The organism is Arthrobacter sp. 05T444, from assembly GCF_056395905.1.
In genome coordinates, this window is record NZ_JBFTKK010000002.1 from 197,710 (window position 1) to 212,229 (window position 14,520).

Sequence of the window (14,520 nt, forward strand, 5' to 3'; positions counted from 1 at the left end):
GCATGCGGGCGGGGTCTCCCTTCATTAGAGCCACTCCAACGCATTAGCACAAGGGGATTTTTCTCAATCGACGATTTAGTAATTGCTAAGGCATAGGATGGGGTCCATGGAGATCCACCAGCTTGAGATGCTGCGCGAACTCGGGGCTCTGGGAAGCGTCAAGGCCGTGGCCGACACGCTGCTGGTCACGCCGTCGGCCGTCTCACAGCAGCTGGCACAGCTGCAAAAGAGCGTCGAGGTTCCCCTCACGCGCAAGGAGGGCCGGAACCTGGTCCTCACCGAGGCCGGCCAGGTGCTGGCGGACGCCGGGGCCGCCGTCGTCAGCGCCATGGCCGACGCCCGCATGGCGATCGGCGCCTACCACGGGTCCACGGTGGCGCCGGTGACGGTCAGCGGGTTCCACAGCGCCGGACAGGCGCTGTTCGCGCCGCTCGCGCGGCTCCTGGACGGGCCCGGCAAGCCGAAGGTGCAGCTGTTTGACGAGGACGTGGCGCAGCAGGACTTCCCCGCACTGACGGCGCGGTACGACCTGGTGCTGGCGCACCGCATGGACCACAGCCCGCGCTGGCCGGAGGAGCGGGTGGCGGTGATACCGCTGGCACACGAGCCTCTTGACGTGGCGCTCCCGGCCGGGCACCGGCTCGCTGCCCAGGTGTCGCTGGAAACGGACGACGTCGTCGGCGAACCCTGGGTGACCAGCCGCACGGGCTACTCCCCCGCGGATGTGCTGTCCGCCGTCGCCGCCGTTTCCAGCCGGGAGCTGAACATCGTCCACCGGATCAACGACTACTCCACCGTGGCGGCCCTGGTGGCAGCGGGCGGCGTGATCGGGCTGCTGCCCAGGCACACGGCGCGGCCCGTGCTGAGCCCCGACATCGTGCTGCGGCCGCTCAGGGGCATCAGCACCCGCCGCAGGATCGACATCCTTGCAAGGCCCGAGAACCTCAAGCGCGCTTCGGTCCGGCTGGTCTGCGAGGCGTTGGAGGACATCATGGCCAGCCTCGTCCACGACTGACGTCTGCTCACTTGCGCTTACCGTTGCCGCTGGCCTTTCCGTTGCCTTTACCTTGGCCGAGTCCCTTGGCAGCGGAGGGACCCGCAACCACCGTAATCGCGGTGAGGTCCTCACCATTCCTGATGCCCTTGATGAGCACTGCGTCCCCCGGCTTGAGATCCGAAACGGTGGCGCCGGAGGGCTTGATGAGCTTGCCGGCGCTATCTTTGGGGGCGGTGCCGTCCGCCGCCGCCTTGGGCAACCTGAAGGTCCTGGTGTCAGCGATGATGGCGTATCTCTGGCTGAAACCGTCCTCGCTCTTGACGGTGATGGACGAATCACCGGCCGAGTCAAGGGTGCCGAACTGCGTCACCCGCGACTCCAGGCTTCCGTCGCTTTTCCTGACCACACTTTCGCCGTGCAGCTCACGGGCACGGCCTTTTTCCTTCAGCGTGCCCGCATCCTTCGAGACTGATGCAGACGCCGCGGATGGCGAGGAGGCACCCGGCAATGCAGCTGCCTGCGCCCGGTTGGTTGCCTGGGCCTTTGCCGTTGCCGACGACGTCGGTTCCGAGGCCGTTGCCTGGGACGGTGCTGCCGGCACGCCCGCAGCCCACACGACGGCGGCGCCGGCCCCGCTCAGGGCAAGCACCACGGCGCCCGCCAGCAGGGCCCGGCGTACTTTGTTGGCCCGGCGTACTTCGTTGGTCTGTTGAACCGGCATGCGCTTCCTCCCGAGGGACCGGCAGGGCGCGGTGACGCCCTGAGCCTGAGCCCGCAGTTTATGGCCGCGACCCTATGGAGAACATGGACGCCACCGCCCCGTTAACCCCCAACTGGGTCGCAGTCGGTGTCGTTTTGACGGCTCAAATACGACGATAACTGCGACCCAGTTGGGTTAAAACGGGTGGCTTAGCCTTCGACGCCGAGCCTCTGCAGGATCAGCTCCTTGACGCGGCCGGCGTCGGCCTGGCCGCGGGTGGCCTTCATAACGCCGCCCACGATCGCGCCGATGGCCTGCAGCTTGCCGGCGCGGATCTTGTCCGCGACGTCGGGCTGCGCGGCAAGTGCCGCGTCGATGGCTTCCAGCAGGGGGCCGTCGTCGGAGACCACGGCCAGGCCGCGCTTCTCCACGATCTCCGCCGGGGTGCCTTCGCCGGCGAGGACGCCGTCGAGGACTTCGGCGGCCATCTTGTTGTTGATCTTGCCGGCTTCGACCATCTTGTTCAGTTCCACGATGGTTTCGGGCTTGACGCCCAGCTGGCCGGGGTCGACGTCCGCGTTCTTGGCGCGGCCGACGATCTCGCCCATCCACCACTTGCGGGCCACCGTGGCGGCGGCGCCGGCGGCGATGGTTTCCTCGATCTCGTCCATGACGCCGGCGTTGACCACGTCGCGGAATTCCAGGTCCGAGTAGCCCCAGTCGGCCTGCAGGCGTTTGCGGCGCTCGGCCGGCGGCTCGGGCAGCGTGGCGCGCAGCTCCTCCACCCATTCCCGCGAGGCAACCACAGGAACGAGGTCAGGCTCCGGGAAGTAGCGGTAGTCATCGGCGTCGGACTTGGCCCGGCCCGACGTCGTCGAGCGGGTGTCCTCGTGCCAGTGGCGGGTTTCCTGGATGACGGGCTCGCCGGAGTCCAGGACGGCTGCGTGCCGCTGGATCTCGTAGCGGACGGCATGTTCGACGGCGCGCAGCGAGTTCACGTTTTTGGTCTCGGAGCGGATGCCGAAGCGTTCGCGTCCGTGCGGGCGGAGCGAGACGTTGGCGTCGCAGCGGACGTTGCCGCGTTCCATCTTGGCGTCCGAGACGCCGAGGTTCTTGACGATCTCACGGACCGCGGCAACGTAGGCTTTGGCCAGTTCGGGGGCGCGGGACCCGGCGCCTTCAATCGGCTTGGTGACGATCTCCACGAGCGGTACACCCGCGCGGTTGTAGTCCACGAGGGAGTAGTCGGCGCCCTGGATGCGTCCCGCGGAACCGCCGAGGTGCGTCAGTTTGCCGGCGTCCTCTTCCATGTGCGCCCGTTCAATCTCGACACGGAAGACGGTGCCGTCGGAGAGCTCGACGTCCAGGTAGCCGTCGTAGGCGATGGGCTCGTCGTACTGGGACGTCTGGAAGTTCTTCGGAGTGTCCGGATAGAAGTAGTTCTTCCGGGCGAAGCGGCAGTTTTCGGCGATCTTGCAGTTCAGCGCGAGGCCGATCTTGATGGAAGACTCCACCGCCGTCCTGTTCAGCACCGGCAGGACGCCGGGCATGCCCAGGTCCACCTCGTTGACGTTGGTGTTGGGCTCGTCGCCGAAGACGTTCGGGGCGGAGGAGAACATCTTGGTCTTGGTGTTCAGTTCCACGTGGACCTCGAACCCCAGGACGGGATCGTACTTCTCCATGGCCTCTTCGAAGCTCAGGGTTGCGTCAGACATCAGTGTGAACCTCCGTGGCTCGGAACAGTCTCAGCGAGTGCGGGTGCCGGCAGCGAAGGAGCACGGTCCAGGAGAGGACCGCCCCACTTCTCTTCCAGCAGCGATTCCAGGACCGCACCCACGCGGTACAGGCGGGCGTCCTCGCGGGCTGGCGCCAGGAGCTGGATGCCCACGGGCAGCCCGTCCTCGTCCGCCAGGCCGCCGGGCAGCGACAGCCCCGGGACGCCGGCCATGTTGGCCGGGATGGTGGCGACGTCGTTGAGGTACATGGCCAGGGGGTCGTCCAGCTTCTCGCCCAGTTTGAACGCCGTGGTGGGGGCGGTCGGGGAAATCAGGACGTCGGCCTTGGTGAAGGCGGCGTCGAAGTCGCGCTGGATGAGCGTGCGGACCTTCTGCGCGGAGCCGTAGTAGGCGTCGTAGTAGCCGGCGCTCAAGGCGTAGGTGCCCAGGATGATGCGGCGCTTGACTTCATCGCCGAAGCCGGCGGCCCGGGTGGCGGCCATGACGCGCTCAATGGTCAGCGGCGGATCCTCGGGGAGGACGCGCAGCCCGTACCGGACGCCGTCGAACTTGGCCAGGTTGGAGGAAGCCTCGGACGGCATGATCAGGTAGTAGGCGCCGAGGGCGTACTTGAAGTTGGGGCAGGAGACCTCAACGATTTCCGCGCCGGCCTGCTTGAGCAGCTCGAGCGATTCATTGAAGCGGTTCTCGACGCCGGCCTGGTAGCCCTCGCCGTGGAGTTCCTTGATGATGCCGATCTTCATGCCGTCCACGTTGCCCAGCCGGGCCGCGGCAGCGAGGTCCGCAAGCGGGTCAGGCAGCGAGGTGGAGTCTTTCGGATCATGGCCGCCGATGACCTGGTGCAGCAGCGCCGAGTCCAGGACGGTGCGGGAGACGGGGCCGATCTGGTCCAGGGAGGACGCCATGGCGATGGCACCGTAGCGCGAGACGCCCCCGTAGGTGGGCTTCACGCCCACGGTTCCGGTGACCGCGCCGGGCTGGCGGATGGATCCGCCGGTGTCGGTGCCGAGGGCCAGCGGCGCCTCGAAGGCGGCGACGGCGGCTGCCGAACCTCCGCCGGAGCCGCCGGGGATGCGGTCCAGGTCCCACGGGTTGCGGGTGGGGCCGTACGCCGAGTGCTCCGTGGAGGAGCCCATGGCGAATTCGTCCAGGTTGGTCTTTCCCAGGATGGGCATCTTCGCGGCGCGCAGCTTCTGCACGACTGTGGCGTCGTAGGGGCTGTGCCAGCCTTCGAGGATCCTGGAGCCGGCTGTGGTGGGCTGGCCGACCGTGACGATGAGGTCCTTCACGGCGATGGGGACGCCGGCGAGTTCGTGCAGCTCCTCGGCGGCGGCACCGCCGGCGGCGCGGATGGCGTCCACCTCGGCGGCGACGGCGAGGGCCTCTTCCGCGTTGACGTGCAGGAACGCGTGGACGCCGCGGTCGCCGCCGTCGACGGCGGCGATGCGGTCAAGGTGGGCCTGCACCACTGCGACGGCGGTGACTTCGCGGGCGGCAAGCTTTGCGGCCAGCTGGGCGGCGGAGAGGCGGATCAGCTGGTTGCTGTTGGTTTCAGTCATGTTCTTTTATGCCTCATCCAGGATTGCCGGGACCTTGAAACGGTTCTCATCGGAATCCGGAGCGCCGGAGAGTGCCTGCTCGGCCGTGAACGTGTGCCCCACGACGTCTTCGCGGAACACGTTGGTCAGCGGAATCGGGTGCGAGGTGGCCGGAACGTCATCACCGGCGGCTTCACTTACGGACTTCACCGAATCTACGATGACGGCGAGTTCGCCGGCCATCCTGTCCAGCTCTTCAGCACTCATCTCAATGTGCGCGAGCCGCGCGAGGTGCGCGACGTCGTCACGGTTGATCGCAGCCATGGATCTCCCCTGCAAGTTCGGATTGTTTTCCGAACCAGTCTACGTGTCCGGGACGACGAACAACGCGGGGTCACTTACGGCCCATCGGGAGGTCCGGAATGGGCCGTAAGTGACCCCGCGTTGCTTGGTGCGGGTGTTTGGTTTGCTAGCCGACGCCGATGGCTCCGGTCAGCATCCCGACGCCGAGCATGACGAGCGAGATGACGGCGGTCCGCCACAGGACTTTCTTGTGGTGGTCGCCCAGGTCCACCTTGGCGAGCGAAACGAGCAGCAGGATGGCGGGAACGAGCGGGCTCTGCAGGTGGAACGGCTGGCCGGTGATGGAGGCCCGGGCCATTTCGGCGGCGCTGACGCCGTAGTGGGCGGCGGTCTCGCTCAGGACCGGAAGAACGCCGAAGTAGAAGGCGTCGTTGCTCATGAAGAACGTCATGGGGATGCTGAGGATGCCGGTGATGACTGCCATGAACGGGCCCATGTCGGAAGGGATGATGGCCACGAGCCAGGCTGACATGGCCTCTACCATGCCGGTGCCCTTGAGCACACCGGTCAGGACAGCCGCGGCCATGACCATGCTCACCACGGCGACGATGGAAGGTGCATGCGCCACGAGCTGGGCGCCCTGGTCCTTGACCTTGGGGAAGTTCACCAGCAGGGCGATGGCGGAGCCCACCATGAAGACGAACGGCAGCGGCACGAGGTCGGCCACGAGCATGACCATCACGGCGACAGTGAGGCCCAGGTTGAACCACTGCAGCTTGGGCCGGAGGGTCTTGCGGTTGGGGTCCAGTGCCGTGTCCGTGAGACCGGTGTCGCTGTCGGCGAGCGTCTCGGTGCGCTCCAGGACGGCCACGGAGGAGCCGCCGACGGCGGGGCCTCCCGTTGCGGGGACAGGGGCGGTTCCGGTGCCCTTGCGTCCGCGGCCGGTTCCCGAACCGCCGCCGGACGTTCCGCCGTCGAACGCGTCGGCGGTGTCCGGCACGGACCAGATTTCCGGCGCCGTGGCGCGGAGGCGGTTACGTTCCTGCAGGCCGAGCAGCCAGGAGAAGACGAGGACAACAACCAGGCCGGCGATCAGCGAGGGGATCATGGGAACGAAGACGTCGTTGACGTCGAGCTTGAGCGCGGTGGCGGCACGGGCGGTGGGGCCGCCCCACGGCAGGATGTTCATGGTGCCGTTAGCCAGGCCAGCCACGCAGGTGAGGACAACGGGGCTCAACTTCAGCCGGAGGTAGATGGGCAGCATGGCTGCAGTGGTGAGGATGAAGGTGGTGGAGCCGTCGCCGTCGAGGGAGACTGCGGCCGCGAGGATCGCGGTGCCGAGAACAACCTTGGCGGGATCATTGCCGAGCTTGCGCAGGATGAACCGTACCAGCGGATCGAACAGCCCGACGTCGATCATCAGGCCGAAGTAGATGATGGCGAACATGAGCAGGGCGGCGGTGGAGGCCATGGACTTCATTGAGTCCATGACCATGTCACCGATGCCGAGGCCTGCGCCTGCGAAAAGACCGAAAATGGTGGGGACAATGATCAACGCCAGCACTGGCGTCAACTTCTTCGTCATGATCAGCACCATGAATACCGCGATCATGGCGAATCCAAGTAATACCAGCACAGCCGGCTCCTTCTTGATGATTGGCACCACCTCGATGTGATGCGCACTACAGACGTTAGAGTGGCGCGGGTCACGGCAGTGCCTTTGGCTCAATTGATTGGCATACTGCTTATTGGGAGCATTTTGCGCATTTTGCTCACGGGCGTCCGAAGGCCTGCGCACAACCCCATCTGCCCGGCCCACGGGCCGGAAAAGACCGCCCGAAGGAGGAGCGCCATGGCCAGACCGTCCCGACGGCTGCCGCTCAGGTTCTCCACGCAGACGCTGCTGTTGCAGCTGGGCGTGGTGCTCCTGGTGGTGCTCCTCAGCGGCGCCGTCCATGCCTGGCTGACGTTCGAACGCCTGGGCCGCGAGGCGGAGAACCAGGCGCTCACGCTGGCCCGGACGGTGGCCTCGGATCCCTCGGTCCGCGCCGAGGTGCAGGCCATCAGCCGGCAGGCGGGCACTCCCCCGCGGGCCGAACTGCTTGCCGGTCCGCTGATGGCGACGGCCGAAGGGGCGCGCACCCGGACCGGCGCCCTGTTCGTGGTGATCACTGACGAAACCGGGATCCGGCTGGCCCATCCCGACGCCGAGCGGCTGGGCGAGCGGGTGAGTACTGATCCGTCGGAGGCGCTGGCCGGACGCGAGGGCACCACCCGCAACACCGGGACACTGGGACCCTCGGCGGGTGCCAAGGTGCCGGTTTTCGCGCCCGACCCGCCTGGCTCGCCTGGCTCCGAGGCCGGTTCCCCGGCCGGTTCCAGCGTCGCACCCCAAACCGTCGTCGGCGAGGTCAGCGTGGGCTATTCCACCGAGACCATCGGCCAGAGCCTTGCCCGGGACATCGTGCCCATCGCCGTCACGGCGGCCGGCGCCCTCTTGGCTGGAGTCCTGGCGTCATTCCTCCTCCGTCGCCGGCTGCAGCGGCTCACGCTTGGCCTGGAACCTGAGGAAATCAGCACCCTGGTGCACGACCAGGTGGCCGTGCTGGAGGGTGTGGACGAGGGCGTGGTGGGCGTTTCCGCCGAGGGCCGCATCAGCGTTTTCAATGCCGCGGCCCAGCGGCTCCTGGGCCAGCCCGACCTGACCGGAACGCTGTGGTCGGCAGCCCCGGTTCCGGCCCAGCTCAAGGCGCTCACAGAGGCCGATGCCCGGGAGGGCGAAGCCGTGGAGCTTCTGGCCGGCGGCCAGGTTTTGGTGGCGAGTGCCCGCAAGGCCCTGCACCGTCAGGAGGACCTTGGCTGGGTCGTCATGCTCCGTGACCGCACCGAGCTCCAGCAGCTGACGCGCCAGCTCGACGCCGTTGGCACCATGTCCACGGCACTCCGGGCGCAGCGGCACGAGTTTGCCAACCAGCTGCACACGATCGCCGGCTTCATCAGCATCGGCCAGCATCAGCAGGCGCGCGAGTATCTGGAGCGCCTCGCCGCCACCGGGCCGCTGAGATTCCCGGTGGAACAGGCCGAGCTGCTGCAGGACCCCTACCTTCAGGCATTTGTCGGCGCGAAGGGCGTGGAAGCGGACGAACGCGGCGTTGCGCTCCGGATCGGGCCGGAAACCCTGGTGCGCGGCCAGGTCACGGAGCCGCAGGATGTCACCACTGTCCTGGGCAACCTCATAGACAACGCGGTCAACGCGGCCGTGGCCGGCTCAGCCGGCGAGCGCTGGGTGGAGCTTGAGCTCCTGGACGAACCGTCGGACGACGGCGGGACGCTGCATATCGTCGTCGCCGATTCCGGCGACGGGCTGCAGGGCGACGCCGATCCGGAGTCGGTGTTCGCGGAAGGATTTACGACGGCGGCCGGCCCGGTACGCGCGGGCGGCGGCCATGGCCTGGGGCTGGCTTTGGCGCGCCAGCTGGCGCGGCGCCGCGGCGGCGACGTCAGGATGCTGGAGCCCGGGGCCGCCGGGGGGCCCGGCGCCGTGTTCATGGCGACGCTGCCGGGCACCACAACGGCGCAACGATTGAGTGACGAGCAAGGATAGGACGATGATGTCTGAGGATTTCAGGGTGCTGATCGTGGATGACGATTTCCATGTTGCCAAGCTCCATGCCGCCTACGTGGACTCAGTGGCGGGCTTCCTGGCGCTGCCGCCGGCGGGTTCGGCGTCGCTGGCCCTGCAGTCCATCCACAGCCTGCGTCCGGACCTGGTGCTGCTGGATGTGTACCTGCCGGACGCCTCCGGCCTGGACCTGCTGCACCAGCTGGACGTCGACACGATGATCCTGAGCGCGGCGTCCGATGCCGCCTCGCTGCGGACGGCATTCCGCCGCGGCGCCCTCGGGTACCTGCTGAAGCCCTTTACCGCAGAGTCCCTGTCGCAGCAGCTGAGGTCCTATGCCCGGTACCGGCGTATCCTTTCCCAGCCCGGGTCCTTGGATCAGGACACCGTGGAGCGGGCCAAGCGCGCTCTGATTGCGGGGGACGTCTCGCCGTCGGCCAGGCCGCGCTCCGCCACCGAAGCGGCGGTGCTGGAATCCCTGGTCCCGGGGGAACAGTATTCCGCGGCGGACGTGGCCGGGCGGGTGGGTGTTTCCCGGGCCACCGCCCAGCGGTACCTTTCGTCGCTGGCCGATGACGGCGCCGTCGAGATCCAGCTCCGCTACGGAACCACCGGCCGCCCGGAACACCGCTACGGCCTCCCGCCCCAATAATTCACCTCGCCCGGCCGACAGAGGTCTCTGCCGAGTGTCGTTGGTGGTGGCTAGTTAACGCTCTTCTGCGCGACGAGCTCGATCTCCACGAGCATCTTCGGGTCGAGGAACGGCAGGACGTGCACGAGGGACAGCGTGGGGCGGATGTCACCGAAGACCTCGCCGTGGGCCTTGCCAGCGTCTTCCCACTTGCTGATGTCCGTCAGGTACAGCTTGGACTGCACGACGTCGGCCAAGCCGAAGCCCGCGTCGGCCAGGACAGTCTCCAGCTTCTGGAGGATGTATCTGGTCTGCTCGTAGAAGTCGGTGCCGACGATGCCGTCCTCACCGGCGGCGGCGGTGGCGGAAATGTACAGCGTGTTATCCACCTGGACAGCGCGGGAGTAGCCGAGGGTCTGTTCCCAGACGGAACCGGTGCCGAAAGTCTTGCGCATGGTGCGCCTTTCACTGGGGCCGCCTGCCGGCCGGCGCATACGCAGCCGGTGAACGGGGCCGTGGAAATGAGTCGGCACCACTCTAGGGCGGCTAGACGTCCAGCCGGAAAACCAGCAGTTTTATGTCGGTGTCCGGCACGAACCAGTCCCGCTCGGGAACCCGCCGGAAACCGGTCTTCCGGTACAGGCCGTGGGCGCTCTCCCACGTCCCGCCGGTGGTCAGGGCCACGCCGCTGATGCCTTCCAACGACCTCGCGTGCTCGATGATCGCTCCCACGAGGGCCTGACCGGCGCCGCTGCGCTGCACCGCTGGGTCCACCACGAGCATACGGAATTCGAGTTCGTCGTCGAGGGCGATGTCCGCAAACGGCTCGCCCACAACGGCCAGCGTCACGGACCCCACAATCCGGCCATTCCGTTCGGCCACCCAGATGGTGGCCTGCTCCGCCCGCCTGGCCACGTCCTGGATCTGCTGCATGTAGGGGTGATCGGCACTGTCGAAATATCCCGCCGCCAGATAGGAATCGCGGGTGATCCGGGCTATCGCCTCGTAATCGGCGGGGACTGCTGGACGGATATTGATCTGCGGCTGCACCTGTCAATGCTAGTTCCAGCGGCCGGACGCGCCGCGCGAAACAGGCCTTTCCGTGACTGATCTATCACTTCGAGCAACTGGCGTCCGGCTCATCGTCTCAGAGCGGAAACTTGCCGGACATCTCCAGCGTTCCCGCGCACGTCCACGCTGCCAGCCGTTCGTCATCCGAGGGCCCGCCGTTCAGCGGGCTAGTCAGCCGGGGACGCCGCACCCAGCAGCCGGCTTCCTCGGCGATCAGGGCTCCGGCGGCAAAGTCGTGTTCGTTGAGGCCTCGCTCGCCGAAGGCATCGTGCGTGCCATCAGCCACAAGGCAAAGGTCCAGGGCGGCCGAACCGAGCCGCCTCACATCCGCGAACCCCTCCATGAACCCGCCCAGCGCCGCGGCCTGCTCCGCGCGGACAGCGGGATCGTAGCTGAATCCGGTGGCCAGGATCTGGCCCGCACGGCCGGACACTGGACCGGTGAGCTGGACGCGGTGGCCGCCCTGTTCGAGCCAGGCGCCGTGGCCCCTTGAGGCGTAGTACACGCGCCCCAGCGCCGGGGCGTTGACGACGCCGGCCAGCCAGACGCCGTCGGCATCGGCCACCGCCACGGAGGTGGCGTAGTAGACGATGTTGCGGATGAAGTTGGTGGTGCCGTCCAGTGGGTCAATGGACCAGCGGAGCCCGCTGGGATTCTCCGGGCGGGTGGTGCCGTGTTCCTCGCCGGTGATGGTGTCCTGCGGACGCGCCGCGCGGATGGCGCTGCGGACAGCGTTCTCGGCGGCCACATCAAACGCCGTGACCCAGTCCCCCGCCTCGCCCTTGTTGCTGACAGCGCCGTCCGCCAGGGAATCGCCGCCCCGGGTGGACAGGACGGCGGCGCCAGCGGCGGCCGCCGCCTGGGCCACGTCGAGCAGACCGTTCGGATCCAGGCTCATTCCGGGCCGTTTCCGTCATCGTCCGAGACCTCGGGAACGGCCTCCGCGTCGGCAGCCCCGGCTGCCGGACCGTTGGCCAGCAGCTCCCGGAAGCCGTCCTCGTCGAGGACCGGAACGCCCAGCTGTTCGGCCTTGTCCATTTTGGTGCCGGCGTTTTCTCCGGCAACGAGGTAGCTGGTGTTCTTCGAGACCGAACCGGCCGCCTTGCCGCCGCGGACCAGGATGGCTTCCTTGGCCTCGTCCCGGCTGAAGCCTTCCAGCGTTCCCGTCACCACGATCGTCAGCCCCTCAAGGGTGCGCGGCATGGATTCATCACGTTCATCTTCCATCCGCACCCCGGCAGCCGCCCAGCGGTCGATGATCTCCACGTGCCAGTCCTCGGCAAACCATTCCGTGAGCGCCGCAGCGATGGTGGGGCCCACCCCGTCCACGCCGGCGAGTTCGTCTTCCGAGGCCTGCCTGATGGCGTCCATGGTGCCGAAATGCGTGGCCAGCGCCCGGGACGCCCGCGGCCCCACATGCCGGATGGAGAGCGCCACCAGCACCCGCCACAGAGGCTGGGTCTTGGCCTTTTCGAGTTCCTTGAAGAGTTTGTCTGTGGTGGCCGTGGGCTTGGACGGCGTTTTCGCGGTGCCCTTGCTGTAGAAGTACGGGACGAGTTCGTACTCCCCCGTGCCCACGCCCTTGGACCGCTTCTCGCGCCGGATCTTCACCGGGGCGAGGGCCTCCGGCGTGAGATCGAACAGGGCAGCTTCGGTGGTGAGCGGAGGGACCTCCGGTTCCGTCGGCTGCGTCAGGGCGATGGCGGCCTCCCAGCCCAGGGCCTCGATGTCGAAGCCTCCGCGGCCGGCCAGGTGGAAGACCCGCTCGCGCAGCTGGGACGGGCAGGACCGTGCGTTGGGGCAGCGGATGTCGACGTCGCCCTCCTTTGCCGGAGCAAGAGGGGTGCCGCAGGAGGGGCACTCCATGGGCATGACGAAGTCACGCACCGGCGGATCCTGCTGGTCGCGCAGCGCCAGCACGGGACCCACGATCTCCGGAATCACGTCCCCGGCCTTGCGGAGGACCACGATGTCGCCGATCTTTACGCCTTTGGCCTTGACCACATCCTGGTTGTGGAGCGTGGCCATTTCCACGGTGGATCCTGCGACCTTCACCGGCACCATTACGCCGTACGGGGTGACACGCCCGGTGCGTCCGACGTTGACGGCGATGTCCAGCAGTTTGGTGTGCACTTCCTCGGGCGGGTACTTGTAGGCAACGGCCCAGCGCGGGACGCGGGTGGTGTAGCCGAGGGCGCGCTGGGTGGCGAAATCATCCACCTTCACCACGATGCCGTCGATCTCGTGCAGCAGGCTGTGCCGCTTGTCGCCGTACCTGGAGATGAATTTCAGCACGTCAGCCAGGCCGGCGAGCACTTCGAAGTAGGGACTGACGGGCAGTCCCCACTCCTCCAGCTGCCTGTAGGTTTCTGACTGGCTGGCGGCTGCGAGGCCTTCGCGGGCGCCGATACCGTGGACGAACATCTTCAGGGGCCGCTTGGCTGTCTCGGCGGGATCCTTCTGCCGGAGTGAGCCTGCAGCAGCGTTCCGCGGGTTGGCGAGCGGGGCCTTTCCCGCCTCGATCAGTGCCTCGTTGAACTCCGCAAACGCCTTGGACGGGATGAAAACTTCACCGCGCACTTCCATCTCGGCGGGAAAGCCGGAGCCACTGAGCTCCTGCGGAATTTCCTTGATGGTCAGCACATTGTGCGTGATGTCCTCGCCGGTGGTGCCGTCGCCGCGCGTGGCGGCCCGAATCAGCTTTCCGTCCCGGTACAGCAGATTGACCGCGAGGCCGTCAATTTTCAGCTCGGTCAGCCAGGAGGCCTGATGATTGCCGACCTTCGCGATCCCGGCCTCAGCCTTGGCGATCCACGCTTCGAGTTCCTCGAGGGAAAAGACGTCCTCGAGGCTGTACATCCGCTGCAGATGTTGGACGGCGGCAAAGGCCGCCGACACCTCCCCGCCCACTTCCTGGGTGGGTGAGTCGTTGGCCACCAGCTCCGGGTGGAGCGCCTCCAGCTCCTCAAGCCGCCGGAACAGGGTGTCGAACTCCGCGTCAGAGACGAGCGGCTCGTCCTCCTGGTAGTAGGCGAACCGGTACTTCCTGACGAGGTCCGCCAGATTCTCGTATTCGCCGCGGACCGACTCAGACGGAATCGCTTCCGGCTCGAGCTGGTCAGTTCCGGATGCTGCCATGTCTGCGGGACCTGATGCTGTGCTCACAGACCTATCTTGCCCTACACCCCGGACATTGTGCCGACGGTTCAGTGCTTACCGGTAACGGTCGCCGGAAGGTGCCTACCAGTGGGACGCGAGGCGGTTCCGGCTCCACAGTGCGAAGGCGAGTCCGCCAAGGCCAACAAGCAACACCCCTCCCATGAGCGCGAAGAGTCCGAACATCCCGGCTCCCGGCCCTTTTCCGTTCGCGCTGACGACGGCTTCGTGGCTCGCCTCGGCCTGGGTTTCGATCGGCCGGGTCCAGTTGGAATCCACGGGGGCGCCGGACGGCCCGGCACTCGTGGTGGGTCCGGCTGACGTGCGGCCCGCCGTGGCGGGCGCAACCGCAACGACCGGTTCCTCCGTCGTCGGCATGACGCCAGCGTCCGGTACAGATGCGGGCGGAACCGCAGTCCGCACCGCCGGGGCGGGGACCTTGGCCGGGGCCACCGGTGCTGCCGGCTGCGGCTTGGCCGGCGCCGGGGCCGGGGCCGGGGCCGGGGCTTTTCGCACCGGCGCGGGTGCCGGCTTGGGTGCGGGTGGCGCGGGCGCCGGAGCCGGAGCGGACGCGGTGGGGGCGGGTGCGGCGGTGGCCGGCGGAGGAGGAGCGGTGGTGGGAGCCGGTGAGCCGGACTCCGCGTGCACGGCCCCGGCAATTCCCACCGCCGCGGTCAGTGCCAGCACAGTGGCAGCGAGTCCGGGGACCAGCACGGTCCGCAGGCTATTGGGTGGGATCATGGGATTACCTTTGCAGCAGCGAGCA

The 14,520-nt window shown here is 67.6% G+C and carries 13 protein-coding genes; 3 read left to right on the top strand and 10 right to left on the bottom strand.

Going from position 1 to position 14,520, the window contains the following annotated elements:
* Positions 1–106: 106 nt before the first annotated feature.
* Positions 107–1,015, top strand: coding sequence for a LysR family transcriptional regulator (locus AC1DD3_RS03160; protein ID WP_230118985.1), 909 nt, complete (start codon positions 107–109; stop codon positions 1,013–1,015).
* Positions 1,016–1,022: 7 nt separating this feature from the next.
* Here the strand turns inward: AC1DD3_RS03160 and AC1DD3_RS03165 are convergent, their stop codons facing one another.
* The 5 genes from AC1DD3_RS03165 to AC1DD3_RS03185 all read right to left on the bottom strand — a co-directional run bounded on the left by AC1DD3_RS03165 (position 1,023) and on the right by AC1DD3_RS03185 (position 7,231).
* Complete coding sequence (locus AC1DD3_RS03165) at positions 1,023–1,718, bottom strand: hypothetical protein (protein ID WP_476880913.1); 696 nt, start codon at positions 1,716–1,718, stop codon at positions 1,023–1,025.
* 188 nt (positions 1,719–1,906) lie between these two features.
* Positions 1,907–3,412: an Asp-tRNA(Asn)/Glu-tRNA(Gln) amidotransferase subunit GatB gene (gatB, locus tag AC1DD3_RS03170; RefSeq protein ID WP_476880914.1), complete on the bottom strand. Its 1,506-nt coding sequence runs from the start codon at positions 3,410–3,412 to the stop codon at positions 1,907–1,909.
* Complete coding sequence (gatA, locus tag AC1DD3_RS03175) at positions 3,412–4,992, bottom strand: Asp-tRNA(Asn)/Glu-tRNA(Gln) amidotransferase subunit GatA (protein ID WP_230118983.1); 1,581 nt, start codon at positions 4,990–4,992, stop codon at positions 3,412–3,414. The genes gatB and gatA overlap by 1 nt, the downstream gene beginning before the upstream one ends.
* A 6-nt stretch (positions 4,993–4,998) precedes the next feature.
* Entirely contained in the window at positions 4,999–5,295 is a 297-nt protein-coding gene (gene gatC / locus AC1DD3_RS03180) for an Asp-tRNA(Asn)/Glu-tRNA(Gln) amidotransferase subunit GatC (protein ID WP_141940678.1), read from the bottom strand.
* Between the two features lie 145 nt (positions 5,296–5,440).
* A complete protein-coding gene (locus tag AC1DD3_RS03185) occupies positions 5,441–7,231 on the bottom strand; it encodes a CitMHS family transporter (protein WP_476880915.1) in 1,791 nt (596 codons plus the stop codon).
* Here AC1DD3_RS03185 and AC1DD3_RS03190 point away from each other — a divergent pair.
* Positions 7,127–8,878: a sensor histidine kinase gene (locus AC1DD3_RS03190; protein WP_476880916.1), complete on the top strand. Its 1,752-nt coding sequence runs from the start codon at positions 7,127–7,129 to the stop codon at positions 8,876–8,878. The two genes, AC1DD3_RS03185 and AC1DD3_RS03190, sit on opposite strands and share 105 nt — an antisense overlap.
* A gap of 7 nt (positions 8,879–8,885) precedes the next feature.
* Entirely contained in the window at positions 8,886–9,548 is a 663-nt protein-coding gene (locus tag AC1DD3_RS03195) for a response regulator (RefSeq protein ID WP_230119042.1), read from the top strand.
* A gap of 50 nt (positions 9,549–9,598) precedes the next feature.
* On the opposite strand, the gene AC1DD3_RS03200 is transcribed toward AC1DD3_RS03195, so the two are convergent.
* The 5 genes from AC1DD3_RS03200 to AC1DD3_RS03220 form a co-directional block, all read right to left on the bottom strand.
* The gene (locus tag AC1DD3_RS03200) at positions 9,599–9,982 is read right to left on the bottom strand and encodes a RidA family protein (RefSeq protein WP_230118980.1); all 384 of its coding nucleotides are present in this window, start codon (positions 9,980–9,982) and stop codon (positions 9,599–9,601) included.
* A gap of 91 nt (positions 9,983–10,073) precedes the next feature.
* The gene (locus AC1DD3_RS03205; RefSeq protein ID WP_230118979.1) at positions 10,074–10,577 is read right to left on the bottom strand and encodes a GNAT family N-acetyltransferase; all 504 of its coding nucleotides are present in this window, start codon (positions 10,575–10,577) and stop codon (positions 10,074–10,076) included.
* 97 nt (positions 10,578–10,674) lie between these two features.
* Entirely contained in the window at positions 10,675–11,496 is an 822-nt protein-coding gene (locus tag AC1DD3_RS03210) for an inositol monophosphatase family protein (RefSeq protein WP_230118978.1), read from the bottom strand.
* Complete coding sequence (ligA, locus tag AC1DD3_RS03215) at positions 11,493–13,736, bottom strand: NAD-dependent DNA ligase LigA (RefSeq protein ID WP_476880994.1); 2,244 nt, start codon at positions 13,734–13,736, stop codon at positions 11,493–11,495. The genes AC1DD3_RS03210 and ligA overlap by 4 nt, the downstream gene beginning before the upstream one ends.
* 102 nt (positions 13,737–13,838) lie before the next feature.
* Positions 13,839–14,495, bottom strand: a complete 657-nt coding sequence (locus AC1DD3_RS03220; protein ID WP_476880917.1) for a hypothetical protein — start codon at positions 14,493–14,495, stop codon at positions 13,839–13,841.
* Positions 14,496–14,520: the final 25 nt, after the last annotated feature.